Source organism: Enterococcus sp. AZ011 (assembly GCF_050548355.1).
GTDB classification, from domain to species: Bacteria; Bacillota; Bacilli; order Lactobacillales; family Enterococcaceae; genus Enterococcus; species Enterococcus faecalis.
In genome coordinates, this window is record NZ_CP172959.1 from 1583172 (window position 1) to 1604411 (window position 21240).

A 21240-nucleotide genomic window follows, 5' to 3' on the forward strand; every position below is an offset into this window, starting at 1 on the left:
AATAGATAGATAATTCCTTAATTAGTCATTATCCCTCCCTAAGTAAGAAATAGTGCCTTGACCTGAGTATAATATCTTCTTGAGACTGGTACTTCTGTTCCGTCTCTCATAGTTAAAAGATGCGTTTTATAATTTAATTTTGACGCATATTTTTTATTGATGATGATTGATTGATGGACTCTAATCAAATCTGGATGCAGTTGTTCAATTTTTGATAACGTTCCATAAAATTCTCTTTTAAAATTTTTACCAACCATTGATACACGATGATCGTATTCCGTTTGAAAGAAATAAATATCATTAATATCCATTTTTATAGAAGACGCTTTTAAGTTAATGATAATATATTCACTTTTTGTCTTTATATTTTCTTTTTGTTGAATATATGCATCGACACATGTTTCGACCTCTTTTTGGAAATCTAGAAAATCCACGTTCTTTTGAATAAATTGAAGAGCTGAAACCATATATTTGTAGGAAGTTAAAACTAATTCTGTGTGAGTAGAAATAAATACAATCAGACTTTCACTGTCTGTTTTTCTGATTTCTTTAGCAACCTCAAATCCTGCCTGGATATGATTGTTCATTTGAATATCTAGGAAAAAGATATTTAGTTGGGCGTCCTGGTGTGCCACTTGTAATAATTCATCTGAACGTGAAAATAAATGGATTGTTTCATTATAAATATTTCTTGAATGTAGGATATTTGTTAACAATGCTTCTAACGCTTTTGCTTGAATAATTTGGTCTTCTAATATATAAATAGCCATTTGTTCACTCATCCCTTTCTCAAGAAGATATAAAATTACACAACAAAAGACAAATGATTATAATGTTCAATCAATTTATACACCAATAAAAGAGATAAAAAATTGATTGTCTGTTAGTATATTCACATAAATTTAGTATAGCGATTTCAGTAGTTTCCTGCAAACAAAAACATAAAATAACAAAGCATCAAGAAAGAGTACTTTGGACTATTCATCTTTTTCTAACGAATCATGAGGACTATTGTCTCTTCGTTGATGAAAAACAAAGAATCAACCGCCAAACTGTTCTTGTCATTTTATACATGACAAAATCAATTCATTGGTCGATTCTGGTTAATTTAATTTGTTAGTTCACACATGGATCATTGTGCTAATTTTTTACTTAAACATCCACACTTCTTCCTGTTGAATGAGTCGCTTAAGCGCCAATGTAGGTCACGCCACTACTATAAGCAATTACATTAGGTAAGACACGATACGAAATCGTTTGATCATTGATGACATTGCTTTCAGAAATAATGATTCCATCAGAAGTGACCGCTTCAACAAAAGCAACATGTCCATATTGATTATCTGCGCCAGCAACTCCTGGTTGGAAACTAATCGCACGACCAGCTTTAGGCAATGAACTAACTTGATAGCCTAATGCACGTCCTTTTCTTCCCCAGTCACTGCCATTTCCCATAAATTCATCCACAGAAGTGCCCAACTGTTTGAAACGATTATAGACATACCACGTACACTGGCCCACGGGATAGCTACCACTTCGATTATAATTGATCCCATCATAGACTGGAAAATGCATTTGTTGCTGTTCCGCTTCCGACAGCTTATTTTTAGATTGGATAATCAAACCGTCCACTGTTTTTGGTAAATCAAATTGCGTTAAGTTATAAACCGCAATTAACGAATTTAATTTATTATCGTATTGCTTGTCTGTTGCATATTTACCTGTTAAAAAACGCGTTGCTTGAAGGTAGTTTTTGGCTTCCGAACGCCACGCTGGTTTATAAAAATCTTGATTTCCGTCAATCCCTTGTCGGAGTAATTGAACATAATCTTGCAGTGAGTCATTATAGCCACCGTAATCGCGAAACCCAGCGGAAATTGTATAAAGTTGGCCCCTCTGATCAGCCTCTTTTGTTGAAAAGCTAACACTATTTCCTTGGAACGAACCTCTCACGCCAAAGAGATTATAATAAGGTTCTTTGGCTAGTTGACTTTCGCCAGAGCCACTTTCTAAAATAGCCTGAGCTATCATCACTGATGCAAAAACATCGTATTTTTCGCCAAGTTCTCTGGCTGTCTCACCAATTTTTTTAATAAACGCTGTGGTTTGTTCTGACTTCTGCATTTCAAATGACGCACCATATGTTGCTAAAACTTCTTTGCCATACTCCGTTAATGTGAACTCCTTAAAAGGATTAGTCACTACCAAGCGTTTTTCCTCTTTTGAGTCTGGTTGTTGTTTGGCAGTATAGATATTCTCTAACTGACCAATTACTTCTGGTTCCTCTTTAGAATCCGCTTCCGCTGCGGCAATTAAATATTTTCCTTGGCCAAGATAAACACCATTTTGAAGCGTTTTTCCTTCAGCTGTTTGCCAAAAAATCAGATCACCAGGTTCTGCCTCCTCTATAGAACGAACTTTACCAAATGTTATTTGTTCTTGCGGTGTACTGCCAATGTCTATTTTAAATAATTGTTGGTAAATTTTTTGGGCAAGGAAACTACTGGTCAATGCTTGCTCCGTCAAATTAAATTCTTTTTTTGTTTTCCCAACGTGTCTTAATGCTTCAGCCACCACAACTGCCCGTTTCTTTTCGCCAAAAGACGACAACAGTGGAAGTTCGTAGCCTTTTAAATTTGAAGAAGCTATTTCATCTACTTTGAGGGACGGATTTAACGATACAGCCTGATTTTCTTCAACAACGTTATTGGTGGCTTCAGGAACTTGAATAGGTTCTTCGGGTTCTTGCTTGGTCACAGGAACTTGTGGTGGTTGAACTTGTGTTGGTTGCGATTGTTCAACAGGCTGCGTGATTTCTGATGATACCGTTGACTCTGTAGGTTCTTTTTTTGTTTCAGAACTAGTATTTGTGGTTGTCGTTTCTGCCGTTGAATGACTCGTTGATTCGGTAGTCGTATCGGTAGAACTATTTGATTCAGATGACGAACTACTAGTGGACGTTGTCGATGTAGCAACAGTTGTTTCGGTTGTTTCGGTTGTTTCAATTACTTTTTCTTCCGAAGTAATTGTCGTTTCCGAGGACAGAGCTGTTTGTAGCGAGCTACTTGGTAATTCTGCAGCCAACGTAACAACTGGAGCGACTTCCAAACTCAGAAGAACGAGAATACTTGTTAAAACAAGTAGTTGATTCTTGATTTTCTTTCTTTTCATTCGTAAAAATCCTCTCCTATTACATACTCGCGCATTTGCACACTGTTTTTGTACAAATGCGCCTTGTAAGTTAATGATACGCTAATTTTGGTCTTTTTTATTTTTGAAGAATAATTTTCCTAAACCAATACTTACTATCAATAGAAAACCACTAATTGACCAGATTGGCGAAACAACTTCATTTGCTTTTGGCAAAGTACCAGAAGTGGTGGTTTTCGTTGTCGTTCCACCTGCTGCTGTGCCCTTTCCTGGACTGGTTACGCCACCAGTCCCGCTAACCGTGCCATGATTTCCATTGTTGCCTGTAGAGTTGCTACTGATTGGCTCTTCTGCCATTGCTTCAATGGCTTGTGCTAAAATACTTAAACATTTGTCCACAGCTTCTTGCGTCGCATTTGGGTCCTCAACAAGTGCTTTTGCTTGTTTAATTGCTTCAGCTAAAGCTTCTTGCGATGCTTTTGTAAATTGTTTTCCTGCTTTAGGTTTCAAGGTTTCTGCTTTTTGAAGCAGTTCTTTCAACTTTGTTTTATCCGTTTGAAGGACTTGTTCCTCTAAACTATCCAAAGCAGTTTTTACATTTTTTTCAGCAGTATCAATTTGTTCTTGCCGAGCATTTTTATCAGCTAAAATCCCTTCCGCTTGGTCAATTGCTTCAGTTAAGCGCGCTTTAGACTCGCTGGTAAATTCTTTTCCGGCAGATGGTTTGATTGCTTTTGCTTTGGCTATCATTGCCTCTAAGGCTTTTTTATCTGTAACTAACGCTTCTTCTTGTAACCCATCGATGGCACTAGTTAATTCAGCAACCGCTTCATCAATCATTTTTTGATTAGCTGCTGGGTTTTCCAATGTGTTTTTAGCTGCTAAAAGCGCTTTTTGTAAATCTTGTAACGAGGAGGCAGTAAATTGGTGCCCTTCACTTGGAGTGACTTGCTGCGCTCGTTTGACTACTTCTTGTAATTGGTCTTTATTTACAAGGGGTACTTCTTTTAATTGAGCCATTGCAGTTTCCAATGCGTTTAGAGCCTCAGAGACTTCTTCTTTTGTCGCCGTTTCTTTCGCTACGATTGCTTCAGCCGCTTGAATTGCTTCTTGCAATTGTTTTTCTGTTTCTTTTGTAAATTGGTATCCTTCTTCCGGCTTTCTTCCTCGAGCTTGAGCGATTTTCTCTTTTAAGGTTTCCTTATCAACGGCGACGGGTTGTTCTTTTAATTGTGCAATTGCTTCACGCAATGTTTTAGTCGCTTGGTCTATTTCTTCTTGGGTAACTTTTTCTTGAGCAAATACTTTTTGAGCTGCTGCTAATGAGTCTTCGAGAACTTTTTTAGTTTCTTCGGTGAATTCTTGCCCATCACTTGGTTTCTTCGCCAGCCCCTCTTGAATTGCTTTTTCTAAATCAGCTTTATTCGCTACATCAGGCATTTTTTCCAACTGACTTGCAGCCTTTTCTAGGTTTTCCACAGCAGCAGAAACGTCTGTCTGTGTGGCTTGTTCATTGGCTAGAACAGCTACTGCCTCATCTAAGACTGGTTTAAAAATTGCCCAAGTTTCAGGCGTATATTCTTTTTCGACACGTGCTTGATTTAGCGTAATTAGCGCTTGTAATAACTCTTTATCTACTAGCTCTGTGGGCTTCACTGTTACAGAAAAATCTGAAAGTGTGGCTTGTTGGAATCCTTGGCCTACTAATAAGCCTTGACTCATATCAAATTGTAATGGCTGCTCAACAGTTGTCGCATGTTTTACGCGAGTTGTTTCTTTTACTTTAACTTTAAAGGTAACTAAGTCCATTGAACCATTTAACAATTGTTTATTTCCTTGATTACTAAGAACTAAATATAGATTCTCCACACCATTTGAATGTTTCCGATATTTAGAATAATTTTCCATTTGTTTTGTATTATTCGTGGTTGCAGGCTGACCGACAAGTTCAAATTTGCTAGAATCAAAGGACATTTTTGTGCTTAACGCATTAATGTTTTTTAAGTCTTGACCTTTAAGTGTAAAGGTTAATGTATCGCCAGGAAGATAGGTATCCTTGCCATTTTCATTAACCACAGCAAGGGATAAACCGCCCGCAATTTCTTCGACATCAGGTATCTCAATCCCACCATCTAATTGTCGTAAAACATAACTGATATCATAAGCATCAATTACCCCATTTTTATTTAAATCGCCTTTTTCAACATAGCCATTAAAGTCACTGTCCACCGATTCTAAGCCTGTATAGTTTCGATAACTCATTGCATCATTTTCATCAATCGTTCCATCATTAGTAATGTCTCCATGTAAGATTCCTTCTGTTCCTGGTTGTTTGTAAAAGAGCATCTCACGACCAGAGCCAAAATTACCCACCGATTTTAATACCTTCATTTCAACAAAACGATACGCTTGGTCCTTCGTTTCAATGGTTTTTGTCAAAGCATCTTGCTTCCAGTTAATAGGTTCTGAAAACTCTGTCCAATTAGCTCCATCTTTCGACGTCCGATACTGGAGCTGCAAAATATTTCCGTTGCCGGCATTGTCTCTTGGCAAGTATTCAATTTTATCCATTTGATACTCCGCACCAAGATCAAATTTTAAAGACAAGAAATTTCCATCACTTGGATTAGCGATGCCGGTTGACCAGTTCGTATGCCAACCTGTACTCAAATCTTTATCTGTTAATTTCTTCAATTCTGCGCCTGGTTGTTCTGGTAAATTACTTGTTGCTTTGACTTGATTAATTGTTTCTTTATAGGGATCATCTTGTGTTTTTCCTTTAATCGGTTCACTCCATTCAGAGACCCCGTTTTTTCCAACAGCTCGAACTCGAAAAGTATGTTCGCTTAGGAAGGAAAATCCATCAAATGTTGCTGTATTCGTTTGAATATTTCCGAAAACAGTCCCGTCACGCTCTACTTCATAGCTTGTTGCCTCAGTTACTTGATCCCATTGAAGAGTCAAAGAAGATGGCGTTGTTTTTTCTTCATTAATTGCGACATTTGCCGGAATAGTTAACTGGTCATCGACCGTTGTATTTCCTCCGTCAACCGTTCCTTTATTAATGAAACCTTTGACAGTTATTTGAACATCTTTGGCGGTCACAGATTGTTTCGCTAGTTTTACTGATAACGCTGATTGGTTCAGTTTTTCTCCTGAAGCTTCAGAAAGATACTGATTCACTTGGAATTCTTTATCAAAATAATATAGATTTGTGCCAGCTAAAAATTCTTCTTTATTAGCTGCTTGTTTCAAGGTTACTTCTGTTCCCCCCACCATTGCTGTTACGCTTTCGGGCGCTTCTGAAGCTAACAAATCAAGCGTGGTGCTTCGTTCATCAACAAAGCCTTTATAACTTCCTTTTGTCGGTTCGATAGTAACGGTCAGATCCCCTTTTTCGTTTGATTTAGGGCCTTGACTATTTATTTTAGTCGTAGCTGATTGCCCAGCTTCATAACTAGTTGAAATTCCGTCATCTTCATACATATTAAAAGAAGTGGTGCCATTTGGATAAATCAAGAAAGATCGTTGATCTCGTTGGATTTCCTTTGGATTGTTGTTTGGATTCGTCATTGGGATAATACTGCCATCTTTGACGAAAACGGGCACCTTCCACAGCGGTGTTTTTACTCCATTTAAGACACGGCCACCTTGATATTTTTCGCCTGTAAATAAGTCAACCCAGACTTGTTTTTCATCTGGTAAGTAGATTCCATCACGGATTGAATTTCCTGCCTCATCTTGATTGCCATTATAAATTGGGGCAACGAGTAAATTGGGTCCCCACATATATTGGTATTGAGAATCTTTTGTATATGCTGTTCCTTCATTAGGAAATTCTAAAGCCATGGCCCGTACCATTGGTAGTCCATCAACTGATTCCTTGGCAATACTGTAGTTATAAGGCATCATCATTGATTTTAATTTTAGATACGCTCGGTTCAAATCTGTGGCTTCTTGATCAAAAGCAAATGGCGTTTTTGGATTGGAGCCCCAGCCGTCCATATTTAGCTGCACTGGTGTAAAAGTTTTCCATTGGAAATCACGTATGTTGACCTCTTTATTTTTTCCACCAAAAATTCCATCCATATCTGAACCGACATTTGGTTGTCCAGACAACGAAGTCCCGATATATGTTGGGATATGGAAGCGAATATATTCCCATTGACCACCCGTTTGATCGCCTGTCCAAATACCAGCGTGCCGTTGGGTTCCGGCCCAACCATCTAATGAAACAATCATCGGACGAACTGCGCCGTCTGTTTCTTTTACAAAAACATTCGCGGCATCTTCTACACCATTTAAGCCAAAGGAATACCCATACCCGACCCACGCCACGTCAGTTTTGAGAGCTTTAACACCAGCGACACTAACTTCTTTCGCAATATCCCGTTCTCCTTTTTTAGGATTTTTAGGATCCGCTGGATGGAGATTAGATTGAGTCCACAGCCCCACTTCAACACCATTGGCTTGAGCATACTCTGTAAATTCTTTTAAGTTTTGTACATCGCCGTCCAATGAATCTGTTTGGCCATAGCCAGCACCGTAGCCGTCATTTGGCAAGAACCACCCTAACGGCATATCGTTTTTCTTATATCGATCAATAACTGCGCGTGCAGAAAATTGATAATTCTCTTTTTCTCCATTTAAAGATTCTAGCGTGCCATTTAAGTTTCCTAGATCGCCTGGTTGGTATTCTTTGTAAAAATTACCATCTTCAAACTTAACTGCTCCCGCGGTTCCTTCTGCTACTTTCACCCAATAGTCCCGATTATACGCGTTTAAATGTGCTTCATAGAACCCGTATTCTGGCATCAAAGCTGGTTTCCCGGTTAATTCATAGTAATCTTTTAAAATACCTGCTGAGGAATCATTAAAGAAATAAAAAGCATCAAAATCTGTTCCTTCGTGCGTTGTTGTGGTTGTTTGTGGATCATGACTTCCAAAATCATAGTTGCCAGGTTTCCATGTATTTCGAACAACGCCATACCCTGCAGTTGACCAATAAAATGGGTTAGGCGATGCTACTCCGCCATCTACCCAATTGTTCGTATTGACAATCTGGATAGCTGTTCCTTTATGCGTAAATCGACCATTTTGAGTTCCTCCGCCAAAATAATTTTCTTGACTACTTTGTTTTAACGTTTGTGTAGCTTTATCATTTTTAAAGGATAGCGGAGCGGTTTCTTCTAAAATGACTTGATTCTTTTTCTTGTCTAGAACTTCCATTAAAGCGCTTTCTTTTTCGAACATAATTTTTAAACCATTATTTTCTAGAATAAATTGGTTTCCTGAATCTGTGACGTTCGTTTGCTCAAAGGCTTGTGTGCCATAGTCGGCCATTGTTTTAGCCGTAATTTTCGCAACATGCTTTGGATCATTTGGCGTTGGATATTCTTCAAATTTACCAGTTGGATCTAGATGATAGCGAAAAAGATGGTCGTTTAAAATACTAATTTGTGCTTTTTTTCCAGAAGCATACGTAATGACAAAGTTTTTCTCCGCTTTTTCAATCGACACAATTGCTCCGACTGACGTTGCTGAATCAGCTACGTCTTCTTTTGCTGTTTGCTCTTGCGCATCAACCACTTGAGAATCCATCGTAACAAGCGAATGGAACGCCAATACAGACGAACTCACTAATAAAAATGTCAACCAGTGCTTTTTACCGTAAATTTTTTTACCCTGATACTCTTTGTTCATTTTTTCCTCCTTAAAATTGCTCCCCATAGAATAGTTCCGACACAATTACTCACAAAATCCAAAACCCAACAAAGTTTTATCCAGATGAAAAGTCATAACGATTTTCTTAGTTTACTGAGACTGTTAGAAAGTCAGTTTCAGTAACCCCTTCATAAACACATCCTTTCAATAAATTATTAAATGAAAACAATCCATTTTCATCTTATATAAAAATTTTAGTACAGAATCACAATTTCCTGATGAATGCGTTTTCATTTATTAACTACCAATTTTTCACTTTTTTAATAACATAATTATCGTATGATGGTTTTTTTGTGTTTGTCAACGGTTAATTATAGCAGCCACCATTAACAAGTATTAACCCTTGATAAACCTGTTAATTCACTTATAATGATGATTTTATTGCAAAAATATCCACATCAGAAAAAGAAAGACTTTTTTCAAAAATCTAATACCTGTTGCTCAAATTTAGTCTATTTAAAAATATTAAACACCCTCCTGCTCAGCAAGAGGGTGTTGATTACTCGTTTTTTAGTGATTGATTTGACTTGCTGGTGTGAAAAGCAAACTAATGATGATGCCAACTATCAGTACCGCTAGCAATATAAAAATTAACTTTCCAAACCGGTGATAGGGATTGATCGAAAGCCCAATCCCATAAACTTTCGGAACCCACAAAGGAGGCGTTGGATTATCTTTTTGATCTTTATAGGCTATCTTTAAAATCTGCCACGCAAAATACAACAATGGTAAAACCATAATTACCCCAACTATACCTATCCATTTTGCTAATAAGTCACTAGTATGCAAAAGACTGATTGTCAGAATTGGTACAAACAAAAGAATAAAGCTAATTGTGGCTCCCACTTGTGCTTGTTTAAGCAGTCGTCTCTCACGGAGAGTAAGATTCGCAAACATTCCATCCATCCTTTCATGGTTTTCAGATTAAATCAACGAATCACTAAAAAACTAAATTAACTGCGAAAATCAATGACCATGCGCCCGCGAATTTTTCCTTGTTCCATTTCTTCAAAAATAGCATTAATTTCTTCTGGTTGACGTGTTTGACAAACAGGAACAACTTTTCCTTCTGCACCGAATTGGAAAGCTTCTCTTAAATCTTGACGGGTTCCAACTAACGATCCGACTACGTGAATGCCATCAAGAACAAGACGTGGAATAGATAAATCCATTGTCTCAACAGGCAATCCAACGGCGACAACCGTTCCTCCCGCACGGACTGCATCGACTGCGCCATTAAATGCTGATTTAGCTACCGCAGTGACTACTGCTGCATGGACACCACCAATTTCTTTTTGAAGTTGTGCAGCAAAATCAGGATCTTTAACTGGATTAATTAAAAGATCAGCACCCATTTCTTTCGCAAAAACTAACTGATCATCATTCACATCAACAGCTACTACTTTGGCATTAAAGACATGCTTGGCATATTGTAAAGCTAGATTACCTAGACCACCTAATCCTGAAATCATTAGCCATTGACCTGGACGAATCCCAGATTCTTTTATCGCTTTGTAGGTTGTTACCCCTGCACAAGTAATAGAGGAAGCTGGCTCTGATGCTAAATTTTCTGGCACTTTCACTGCATAACCGTCTGTGACGATGCATTCTTCGGCCATGGCACCATCAACTGTATATCCAGCATTTTTTACTGAACGACAAAGCGTTTCTCGACCAGAAGTACAATATTCGCAATGCCCGCAGCCTTCATAAAACCATGCAACAGATGCACGATCACCAATCTTTAAACTAGTAACGTCTTTTCCAACCTCCGTCACAATCCCAATTCCTTCGTGACCTAAGGTACAACCACTAACATCGCCAAAATCTGCATTCTTAACGTGTAAATCCGTATGACAGACACCACAGACTTCCATTTTCAACCGCGCTTCATTATCTTTCAATGGACGCGATTCTTTTTCAACAATTTTTGTTGTTTTTCCTTTTGCTGCGACAATTGCTTTATACATGGTTCTTTCCTCCTTGTTTCTATTGTGAATCATTGAACAATAATAGTATAATACTACTTTCCAAAATAAGGAACACCAATGACTTGCGTAAATTAACGCTAATTTGACAATTTATCCTTGCTAGACAGCTATTCTTCCCTTATGTCATAGATAATTCATACTGGCATGATTTTTTCTGCATAATTGTCAACTATTTTAAAGGCAGGTTTTACAACCTCATTTTTCCCTTCTTTTTTCCCAAGATATAGCAGACGGTACCTAAAATAACTAGAATTAAAAAGGCCATGAGGTACTTAAGCCAGTGAAGGTTTTTGGCTTTATGATCAACAGAACGCTTATTATACTGATCAGCTTGCTTCTTGTTTATCGTGAAATCTTTTGAGAACGTCCAGTTCCCCTCATGGTTTTTCAACTTAATGGTATAGGTATAGTGTCCAGGTTTAAACGAATCTTTCAGTAAAATAGGTAGGTCAAACCTTGTGTTTGGTGCAAAACTAAGATTATTTTTCTTTTCGTGAATGATCGTTTTGTTTGTTCCTTTTTCTTTAACAAAAAAATCTCCTTCGACTTTTGACAATAACTTCCGCTGTGGATTTTTAATTTCCATCGAAACAGTATTGTGGCGGTTCATTTGCCCAATTTTAACAGAACCACTTTCCAATTTTGCAGGTATGGTCTCTGCTGTTTCATTCACCCGAATAGCAATCGTATGCATATAAACATTTTGAATCCCACCCTTGCTTTGGTCCCCAGCTATCTCTACAGGTCGAATCGTCACTCCACCTAATAAAATTCCTGAGAATAACTTTTCTGGCATCGTTATTTGAAAATCAATCGTTTGTGATTGTTTACCGGGAACACTAATGTCTTTCCTATTGGGACTAATCAAATCACTAAGTACCAAACTCATCGATGGATCTTTTTCAAAGCTACTTTTTGTATAGTCAACTATCCCATTACTATTTGTTGTTGCTGTATTTACCTGAACTTTAAATTTTTGAGGGTTCGGCGTAGTATTGGTTATCGTTAATTTGAATGTATCTTTTTGTTTCGGAGTTAATGTCATATCAAAAAAATTACTGGTTTTGTTATTTTGAGTTGCTCCGAAAACGGGTGTGACTGTATATGCATTCGCATTGTCAATTGTTGCTGAACTATTGGTATTAGACGGCTCTGCCCAGGCACGCATCGCTCCACCTAAACAGAGAATAGTCAATATAAAAAGTATCTTTAAAATTCTTTTCAATTTATCTGCCTCGTTTTCTTACATCGTTTTATGTTAAATTCTTAGGCGGGTGCTCCATCGATGGCATTCCAGACGATGGTCCCAGAGTAGGTATTTGCAGCAATACTTTTAGGTATATTTAACGTTGCATTTAAATCGGCTGTCGTGACAGTGTCTGATAAACGGATATCACTTTTATCTAGCGAAATAATGGTTGAAGCATCTGTGGTTAAATCAACGCCCGTAAAGGTACCTTTTTCAGAAGATCCGTCAGGTTTTTTAGTGTCTAAATGAAGTGTCATTCCGTCTAATCCAGTGACACCTTTTCCTTTATCTTCTAAATTCGCTGTCAGATACCAACCTGTATTCGTTGTCCCACGATTATCATTAATGATAAGTTGCGACTTGCTTTGATCTGGTTGCGTATGATCTTGGCCGTCTTTTGTCACCGTCCCAAAGTTAATTTGTGCTAATGGTGTAATGGTTAATCCGCCACCCAAAACCGACACATTCGCTGTAGTAGTGGCATTATCAGCTGCATTCACAGTTTGTTGTCCAATTAAAAAAATCCCCGTTCCTAAAGTGACAGTTAAACCAATTATTTTTTTATTCATTATTTTTCCTCTTTTCTTTATAAAGTCCAACGATTAATGTACTTCCGAGTACCACGATTCCTAAAAGCGTCTCTTGAGACGTAATCTCGTTTGTTTTTGGTAAAAAATTAGGTTGTCCTCGTGAAGTTGGCATATCGTTAGTCTGCGGTATAAGCTCATTGGGATGCGGAACAATATCCTCACTCTCTTTCACTATTACCATGACTTTTGTGTCAGCTTGTGCGTCAGTTGTCTTGTCTTCAGCTTGTGCTTGAATTGGCAAACCGAGAATAAAGGCAACAAACAATAAATCATAGATAAACCATTTCACAGCTATTCCCTCTTCCCTTACGGTGTTGCTTCTAAGTTCCAAATTAACTGAGCTTCATATTTATCAGCAGGTGTGACTTTTGAAATAGTTAATGTGGGCAATAATTGTAATTTCGTCAAAACTTTTTTATTTTTGATAGATTGGTTACTTACGCCAACTACTAATTGTTGCTCATCGTTAACCATGATATTTTGCTCAGTTGTTACATAATCGACTGACTTTGGATTTAGCGTGAGATCAAGCCCTGCGTCTTTCCACGCTTGTGTTTTCTGATCATTTAAATTATAGGCTACTTCAAGCTGCCAGCCAGTTGTCCGATTAGGGTCCCCCGTATCTTCAATGTTCATCTCACAACTTTTTAATGTCTGTGTTTGATCTTGGCCATTAAATTTTACGTTCTCAAAAGGCATTAGTTGTTCAGATAAGTGATAAAAGTCTAGACGATTAGAGTAATAGTAGGTCCAATCAACAGTAATACTTTTACTAAAACCTACTATTTTAGAGATATCATAAGTAATTCTATAGATGCCTGCTACTTCATCGTTTACCTGCTTAGGCGTATAGCGAATCGTTATCTTACTATAAGGAATGGACTGTCCATCATTATCTGTTGCACTATCAAAAAGACGTTTTGGATCGAAGGGCGTCCCCACAGAAAAGCTGCCGTTATGTGAACCAATATGAGCTGAAGAGGGAATGACTTCTAGTGCAGTCTGCGCCTCTAATCCTAGGTAGTTATAATCAATTTCATATTTACCAACCACTTTTGTATCCACCGCATCTACTGGGACCTTTTGCTCTCCGTCCAGTTTATATATGGTGACACTTACGTCTCGAAAATCACCTTTTTTACCATCTGGTGTTTGTAGGCTAGTCACTTCACTTTCTGGTTGCCATTGAGTATATTGATAAATCGTATCTTGAGATTTAACTTTAATTTGCGCTTGATCAATGTGTACAGTTAAACTTTTCTCATTTGAGTAGCTTTTAGATGTATCATCAACATCAAGAATTCTAAACGTTAATGTGTAATCTCCTGAAGTTGGTAAAGCATCTGCTAAACAGTTAAAACTAACGCAATCATCTGTGACTGGTAAATTTTTTAAATCTTGCTCCCCAATTTTATGAAAATCAGTTTGGGCAGCACCTGAAATTTTTTCTTCAATCTGAACTTTTCTAGTTGTCGGAGCCTTAACGGTTAGTTCTACTGGTATCTTTTGTTGCGGGTGAAATGTTGTTTGACCTTTAACAAAAGCTGCCTTTTCTAAACTTGGCACTTGGTATGGATCTGTTGTGACGCGCATATATGTTTTATCTGTGGGCTCTGAAGAATCCGTTCCTGGCGGATTGACTAACGGCAGCCCACAACCATCTTTGCCACTAAGCAAATAAGTCGTTAACCCGTTTTGTTGTTGTGAAGAGACATTCACATTGGCCTTAGGATCAACTGTGTGAGTATGAAAATTAACTACGCGCGCAAACCGTTGAGCAACATACCCATCTGTCCAATTAAGCGGATTGTCTTGTCTTTGGTTCATCGTAAACTTTGGTGATAAAAAATCCCCTGGTAACATCGTTTTGCTTTCAGGTATTTCAGGATATTTAGAGGCGTCTTGGGTATTGTAATTGGATAATGGATTGTCTTTATCACCGCTGTCCCATGGCGAGATATAAGAAGACCAAGTAGCCACTTTTCCGGTGATTCCAGTGATAATTTGATGATTCAAATTATTTGGATCTTGCTTTGCTGCTGCCGCTAAACTTGTCGCACGTAACCACATGTCTGCACTAGCCGTTACCATATTATGATTAACTGTATTCGTTGTATCTGAAAATCTACCCAATTCATACGTCCGGCCAAAAAAATCTGCCGATAACGAAAATTGATCACTCTCATTACCATCCGACAAAACATTTGATACAGGTAAGCGATGTTTCGTTAAACTTTTATTGAGGGAATAATCCTTCGAGTCGCCATCTTTCATCAAAGTTGCCACATCTAAATCAAAATGAAGCTCAAATGTTATTTTAGTTTTATCAGGTTCATTACTCCAAATGTCATAAATTTTCCCAAGAGACAAATCAATAGAATCTCCACGTTCACAAAACATCACCTGATGCTCAGTATCAATCCCACTATAGTCTTGTTCGGGATCACCCCACCCTGGTGAACCATCTTCTGAAAAACCGTTAAACGTCCGCATTCCTTTTGTGTTGATGATTGATATTCGTGTATTTTTTTGTCCACTAATTGAATAAAAATTTTCTGGATTATCCGCATAAGCCTTGTCATAAGCCGCTTTAAAATTATCTGCACTTATATTTTCTGGCAAATGAAACATCAGACCATATTGCATCCCATCGGTATCGAAAGCAAGAGCAGTAATTTTTTGTGTATGAGAAGTGTCCACTGTTCCGGATAATTTTACGTGTAATTTTCCTCCAAATGATCCATCAGGACCACCACCATCGTCATGGCTTATCTCCATTCCATAAGGTAAATCAGTTCTCAAATCAATGGCTATCCCTCCCGCTTGATAGAGTGAAGCTGCCTCACATTCTTGAAAATGCACGCTCAAAAAACAAGAAATCGTTACCAATAGTAGACAAGAGTAAAAGAAATAAGCAATGCTTTTTTTTCTTTTGCAGGTTGGCATTTTAATTTTTAATTGTTCGTTGATTTTTTTCATTGCTTACTCACCTTGACCTTTTTTGGAATTAGAAACTAAATAATAATTATTCTAACTACTGCTAGCTTATCAACATTGAAATTGCTTTGCCACACACAATTAATGTATAAGGCTGTACATTAATTGTGATGGCCGCTTCTTATTGCGCTTGTGTTAACATATCAATACAAAAATTTAAAGAAAGTAGACTACAATGAACCTAAATTTTACTTTTGGAGGTCCATAACATGTTTCCATCCTACCTAACGAATGAGCTAGAAATTTTATTTTATATAGTGAAGCGAGCTCATACGTCATTAAATGAAATTTCTTCCAATTTAAAAATTTCAAAAAGAACGGTCAAGGAAAATCTGATAAAAATAAATCACGAATTCGAGGATACTTATCAAATCCAACATTTTATTGTCTCTAACAATAATGGCATTGTTTGTGTAAATCCAGCGTACCGAAAAAGCGCGGTCGAATACGCCTACACGTTAAAACTCAATCTTTTAAAAAACAATGTACAATTTAATTATTGCGTACAATTAGTCACACATTCTTCCATTGATAAAAACGAATTAATTAAAGTTTTATATATTTCTGAACATTATCTGGTAAAAATCACGAAACAACTGAATAACTTTTTTAAAATTTTTGATATAGTAATCGTTAGTATTAAGGGTATTTATCAATTAACTGGCAATGAATTATCGATTCGAGTGTTTTCTTTCATTTTCCTACAAGATTCCTTTCAAGAATTGGCTTGGCCTTTCTCTAAAATAAGTCTTGAAGAAATAAAAAAAAGTCTACCCGATGAACTTCTTGAACGATCCTATAAAAATGTCCGAATGAAGAAAAGAGCGTTTTATATTTTATATGCGATATTTAAAACTAGAACAAGTGCACAAAACTTCTTAAAGATGCCGCAGTCTAAAAACCTGCATTCTTTTTTTATTCTGATCAATCAATACAGTCATGTGACTTTATTTTTTCTTGAACACTCCTTCGCTGACATTCAATGCGAAACAAGAAAAACTGAAATTTTATATTTTAATTTTTTATCTCGCATTTTTATCCCTTATATCTTTTCGGAAAAGCAAACGAAACAAATAGAAAAATTATTTATAGAATCTAACCATCCTTATTGTGTCTTATCAAAAAAATTGTTTAAGCAAGTAGCCTACTTACTGACAAATCAGCATGATTATCAATACGTTTACTATCTTTCTATTTTTAATGCTTGGTACTTTTTAACGGAGGGCAATTATTATACTTTTTTAACACTTTATTTACCGCAGCCAGAAATTTGTACTCCGTCAGATGTGGCATACTTTAATCGAATAAAACGAACGGTGGCAAAATTAGTTCACCAAGAAACGCATTTAGAGTTACTCAGTCAACTGCTTTACACATTGTCTGTGTCCGAAAAAAAAGTACAAGTGAGAATCTATTTACAAATTATCAAAGATTTTTATGCAAGTTATTTTATTAAAACACGGTTATCCTCCTTATATAATACAAACGCAATCTCTATTACCGAAGACTTCACAAATGCGGATATCATCATCACAGATTCCTTCGAAAAAGCTACTTCTAATCAAGATATTTTCTACTTAGATTCCATTGAAAATGAAGAAAGTTGGCATGAGCTTACAGAATTTATTCAACAAAAATATATGGCTAAACTTAATGTTGGACTATAATTGTGAGTTTTCTTAAAAAGAGCAAATTTGAAAAAAAATTTTAGAGGTGTATACTAGCAGAGGAATAATTTTTTAGCTTCTAATAAATTTTTAAAGAAGGAATGTTTTGTGAAATTATCTATCAAAAAATTTTTTGAGGTTTTCTTAGAATCATCTTGGGCGTATAGTCGCCCTATACTAACTTTTGATACAAGACAGAACTGGTTTGCTCTTGTTCTTAGTATCATTATTGCAAATGCTGTTGGTGCTGTTCTAACAATAGTCTTTCCTTTCGCTTTTGTTTTAGTAAATGTTGGTAGCTTTTTGGGCACTGTAATTTGTGTCTTACCACGACATAGCTCTCCACAAAGAAGTGCCATAGATGGTATTTTAATGATTTTTCTTGGTGCCAGTCTGGGGATACTTTTACAGTCGTCAAGTATATTCATTATTTTATTATTCGTCCTTGGTTTGTATTTTTCAGGGATTGTAAGAAACTTTAGTATTGGTCTGTATATTCGATGTCTCTTTGGGACCATTTCTTTACTAGCTGGTGCGCAATTAAAAGGCAATTTGTCTATTGGTCAAACTTTTGAAGGTCTGGGTGCAATAATTTTAGGTATGTCCATCCTTTGTTTGTTCTATTGTCTTTATTCTAAGCCGCAAAATAATGAAGCACGAAAATTAGTAGACGATTTATATGAACAATTATATTTATTAGCACAAGGAAAACCCGCACGCTATGTCCATTTCAGAATAAAAGTACGCGAATCTGTTGAAACGATGCCATGGGTCAATCATCAAAAAACACCATGGATTTATCCCTTGGTTTCACAAGCAGATGCAATTGCAGGCTCGTTAGATTCAACCAATGCAGCTGAAAATCTTCCTGCTTTAAAAGCAATTCAACTCTTTTTAAAAGGAGAACAATTAACCCTACCTCTTCAAGAATTTGCTTCAGCAAACACCGAAATAAAATCAGCAATCCTTCTGATACAAAACGAACAATCCTTTAAAAAAATCTCATTTAAATCTTTCTTACCCACAAAAGAAGGACTTGCAGAAGCCAAAGAGATCCTTCATTCTTACAAAGGCAGCTCTGCTAGATTCGCAATTCGTTTAGCTTTAACAGGTTTAGTGTGTCATTTTTGTTCGCTTATTCTTAATTACATGTACCCTTTGCCTTTAGCTAATCACGAATTCTGGGTAGTTATTTCTGGTTGTTTAATGGTTATGCCAGGTTATCATGGTACACTCGGTAAAATCACTTCAAGAACTATTGGTTCTATTTTAGGTGGTTGTTTAGGCATTTTTTTGTCTCAATTAATTGCTAACTTAACAAACCTAAATCCTTTATGGCCAATGCTATTGTCTTGTTTGCTAGTTATATTGTATGAAACCGTCCGTAAATTAAGTCAAGCATTTCTAATGCTAAGTGTGACCACTTGGTTAACTTTCACATTAGGTGGTAGTTCTGCAGGCTATACAAGAGTTTTTGATGTAATTATTGGTGCGCTGATTGCTTTTGTTATGTTTTTTATTTTCCCAACATGGCATAGTCAAGTATTACGTAAAAATATCAATAGTTGGTCAAAAACGATCAGCTCTATTTTGCTAGCGTTAATCAATGAAGAGACCACGTTACCAAGTGATGCTTGGATACTAGCTTATCGAGTACAACGTAGAGTAAACTATTCTATTCAAGAAATTGTTCTTGAATCTCCTATTTATAGTAACGATGCCTCTGCTGAAAGCTTAATGCAACAAAAACAACTAAATGATCAACTGTTGGAAATGCAAACTGCTATGGAAGAGCTTCTTTTAGAACTTATGAAAACACAACACTACTTAAAAAAATTAACGCCAGTTAGGCCAGACACACTAAACACTGAGTTATTTAACTATTCACAGCAAATACTTTCACTCACGAATCCCCAAAATAATCGACTAATCAACCAGTCCAAACAATCCATTTATTTTCCTCAAATTGAACAATCACTGGTAATCTTAAAAAATTCTACAGCTAATTTCTTTTTAGCAAATATCAAATGATTAAATAGACAAAAAGCCTAGGAAAAATCCAAAGGGAATTTTTCCTAGGCTTAAAAGTTAATAAACTACTGGCAGAGTAATCAATGAAAACAACCGACCTAATCGAGCAGAAAACTTGGTTTTTGTAACGGAATACCCCTGTCCTGACTCCGTTACACCGACTCAATTTTATAAACTTATCTGTCTAACATTCACAAAAAACTTTTTTTTCAGTTTCTGTGAGGATATCATTCATTCGGCCAGATTTAAATCCTTCTAAGTCAAAAGTTACATAATTAAATCCTTGTTTTTTAAGATAATCTGCAATTTTTTCTCTGTTTTCTAATAACAGAGAAAGTTTGTCTTCTGGAATTTCAATCCGTGCTAAATCATGATGTGCTCTGACACGGACAATTGGAAAACCTATTTCCCGTAAATATTTTTCACTAGCAAATACTTGATCAATAGCTGAGCGTGTTAACTTAATGCCATAAGGAATTCTTGAAGCAATGCTACATGAGGCAACTTTACTCCAATTGGAAATACCTGCGTCTTTAGCAAGTTGACGTATTTCAATTTTATATAATTTAGCTTGTTGTAGCGGACTGATGACCCCTTCTTGATCTCTTGCTCTTAATCCAGGACGAAAGTCAGTATTATCATCCATAATCATCCCATCGGCCAGAACATCAAATCCCTCTTTCTGAATAGCCGAACGAATAGTTTTATATAATAATTTTTTACTGTAGAACCAGCTATTAGGGTTATTTGCAACAATTCTATCATCCGCTAATTCGCTCATTTCAAGGCCTAACACATTTGCTCCCAACCCATTAGCTAAATCAACCGCTTTATCAAACTCATCATCAGAAAATAATTCTGAATTTACAACAACCGCAAGTACATTTTCAGCACCTAAAGTGTCCAAAGCTTTTTTTAGCAAGTAAGAGCTATCAATTCCACCTGAATATGCAACAGCCAACTTATCCATTTTTTGTAACTCGCGAACTAAATTTTGTTCTTTCGTTTTCATGACAGACATTTAAACCATCTCCTATTGATTTTCTTTTACATAATTAATTATAGACATCTCCACATTAGAAAAAATCACGATTCATAGTATCAATTATTGTCAATATTTGTACACTTAATACCGTTTTAAATGTTGTAACAAGTTAGCATTGGCTTCTATCTCTTCCTTTGAGTACCTTGTGACAACCGAATCAAACAATAAAATGGAATCAGCTTCCTCGCAAATACTCAAATAGTCATGGGTGGAAAGGATAATTGTTTTACCAAGTTGATGCAGATTTTTTATTATCTTTTTAAATAATTTTTCCGATTCTTTTGTCAACCCAGTAAACGGCTCATCTAATAAATACACGTCTGGATTCATTACTAACAGACTAGCAAAAGCCACTTTTTTCTTTTCTCCTCCCGATAATTGATAAGGCACTTGATTGCTTAAATGGGTAATTTTTAATAAATTCAAACAATCATTAATTCTTTTTGCTGTTTCATGCTCGGATAGTTGGAGCTGTCTAGGGCCAAATGCCAATTCGTCATAAACTGTTGCATTAAATAATTGTGTGTCCGTCTCTTGAAATAATATACCCAAATGAGCATAATACTTCTTTTTATGAATAGGGTCTTTTTTCCAGGCCGTTAATGATTGTTCCATAAAATAAATCGTTCCCTCGGAAGGTTTTAAAAAACCTGCGAGCAAATTTAAAAAAGTGGATTTGCCACTGCCGTTATCTCCCATCAAAACCAGATATTCTCCTCTGGCTATTTCCAAATTACAAGGCGAAAAAACAGGCTTCGTTTGATAGCGATAAACCAAATGATTTACTCGATACATA

General features: G+C 36.5%; 13 protein-coding genes. 2 read left to right on the forward strand and 11 right to left on the reverse strand.

The window, feature by feature from the left end:
• Positions 1 to 38: 38 nt before the first annotated feature.
• The 9 genes from fsrA to IGL36_RS07715 all read right to left on the reverse strand — a co-directional run bounded on the left by fsrA (position 39) and on the right by IGL36_RS07715 (position 15683).
• Entirely contained in the window at positions 39 to 770 is a 732-nt protein-coding gene (fsrA, locus tag IGL36_RS07675; protein ID WP_078126945.1) for a response regulator FsrA, read from the reverse strand.
• Between the two features lie 418 nt (positions 771 to 1188).
• The gene (locus IGL36_RS07680; RefSeq protein WP_002425767.1) at positions 1189 to 3171 is read right to left on the reverse strand and encodes an amidase domain-containing protein; all 1983 of its coding nucleotides are present in this window, start codon (positions 3169 to 3171) and stop codon (positions 1189 to 1191) included.
• An 81-nt stretch (positions 3172 to 3252) separates the two neighbouring features.
• Positions 3253 to 8880 (reverse strand): TIM-barrel domain-containing protein, encoded by a 5628-nt coding sequence (locus IGL36_RS07685; RefSeq protein WP_002398382.1) that lies wholly within the window; start codon positions 8878 to 8880, stop codon positions 3253 to 3255.
• Between the two features lie 504 nt (positions 8881 to 9384).
• Positions 9385 to 9780: a hypothetical protein gene (locus IGL36_RS07690; RefSeq protein WP_002398383.1), complete on the reverse strand. Its 396-nt coding sequence runs from the start codon at positions 9778 to 9780 to the stop codon at positions 9385 to 9387.
• A gap of 47 nt (positions 9781 to 9827) precedes the next feature.
• Positions 9828 to 10844 carry an alcohol dehydrogenase AdhP gene (gene adhP, locus IGL36_RS07695; RefSeq protein ID WP_002377174.1) on the reverse strand — a complete coding sequence of 339 codons (1017 nt, stop codon included), beginning with the start codon at positions 10842 to 10844 and terminating at the stop codon, positions 9828 to 9830.
• Between the two features lie 208 nt (positions 10845 to 11052).
• Entirely contained in the window at positions 11053 to 12033 is a 981-nt protein-coding gene (locus IGL36_RS07700) for a DUF916 and DUF3324 domain-containing protein (RefSeq protein WP_002425764.1), read from the reverse strand.
• A 98-nt stretch (positions 12034 to 12131) separates the two neighbouring features.
• Entirely contained in the window at positions 12132 to 12683 is a 552-nt protein-coding gene (locus IGL36_RS07705) for a hypothetical protein (protein WP_002398386.1), read from the reverse strand.
• Positions 12676 to 13035, reverse strand: coding sequence for a hypothetical protein (locus IGL36_RS07710; RefSeq protein ID WP_002398387.1), 360 nt, complete (start codon positions 13033 to 13035; stop codon positions 12676 to 12678). The genes IGL36_RS07705 and IGL36_RS07710 overlap by 8 nt, the downstream gene beginning before the upstream one ends.
• Positions 13011 to 15683 (reverse strand): bacterial Ig-like domain-containing protein, encoded by a 2673-nt coding sequence (locus tag IGL36_RS07715; RefSeq protein ID WP_002398389.1) that lies wholly within the window; start codon positions 15681 to 15683, stop codon positions 13011 to 13013. The genes IGL36_RS07710 and IGL36_RS07715 overlap by 25 nt, the downstream gene beginning before the upstream one ends.
• A 227-nt stretch (positions 15684 to 15910) precedes the next feature.
• Here IGL36_RS07715 and IGL36_RS07720 point away from each other — a divergent pair, with 227 nt between their 5' ends.
• The gene (locus IGL36_RS07720) at positions 15911 to 17368 is read left to right on the forward strand and encodes a helix-turn-helix domain-containing protein (RefSeq protein WP_002398390.1); all 1458 of its coding nucleotides are present in this window, start codon (positions 15911 to 15913) and stop codon (positions 17366 to 17368) included.
• Positions 17369 to 17476: 108 nt separating this feature from the next.
• Complete coding sequence (locus IGL36_RS07725; RefSeq protein WP_159154325.1) at positions 17477 to 19399, forward strand: FUSC family protein; 1923 nt, start codon at positions 17477 to 17479, stop codon at positions 19397 to 19399.
• A gap of 184 nt (positions 19400 to 19583) precedes the next feature.
• On the opposite strand, the gene larE is transcribed toward IGL36_RS07725, so the two are convergent.
• Complete coding sequence (gene larE, locus IGL36_RS07730; RefSeq protein ID WP_002374609.1) at positions 19584 to 20420, reverse strand: ATP-dependent sacrificial sulfur transferase LarE; 837 nt, start codon at positions 20418 to 20420, stop codon at positions 19584 to 19586.
• 105 nt (positions 20421 to 20525) lie between these two features.
• A complete protein-coding gene (locus IGL36_RS07735) occupies positions 20526 to 21239 on the reverse strand; it encodes an ABC transporter ATP-binding protein (RefSeq protein WP_002397407.1) in 714 nt (237 codons plus the stop codon).
• Between the last annotated feature and the right edge of the window lies 1 nt (position 21240).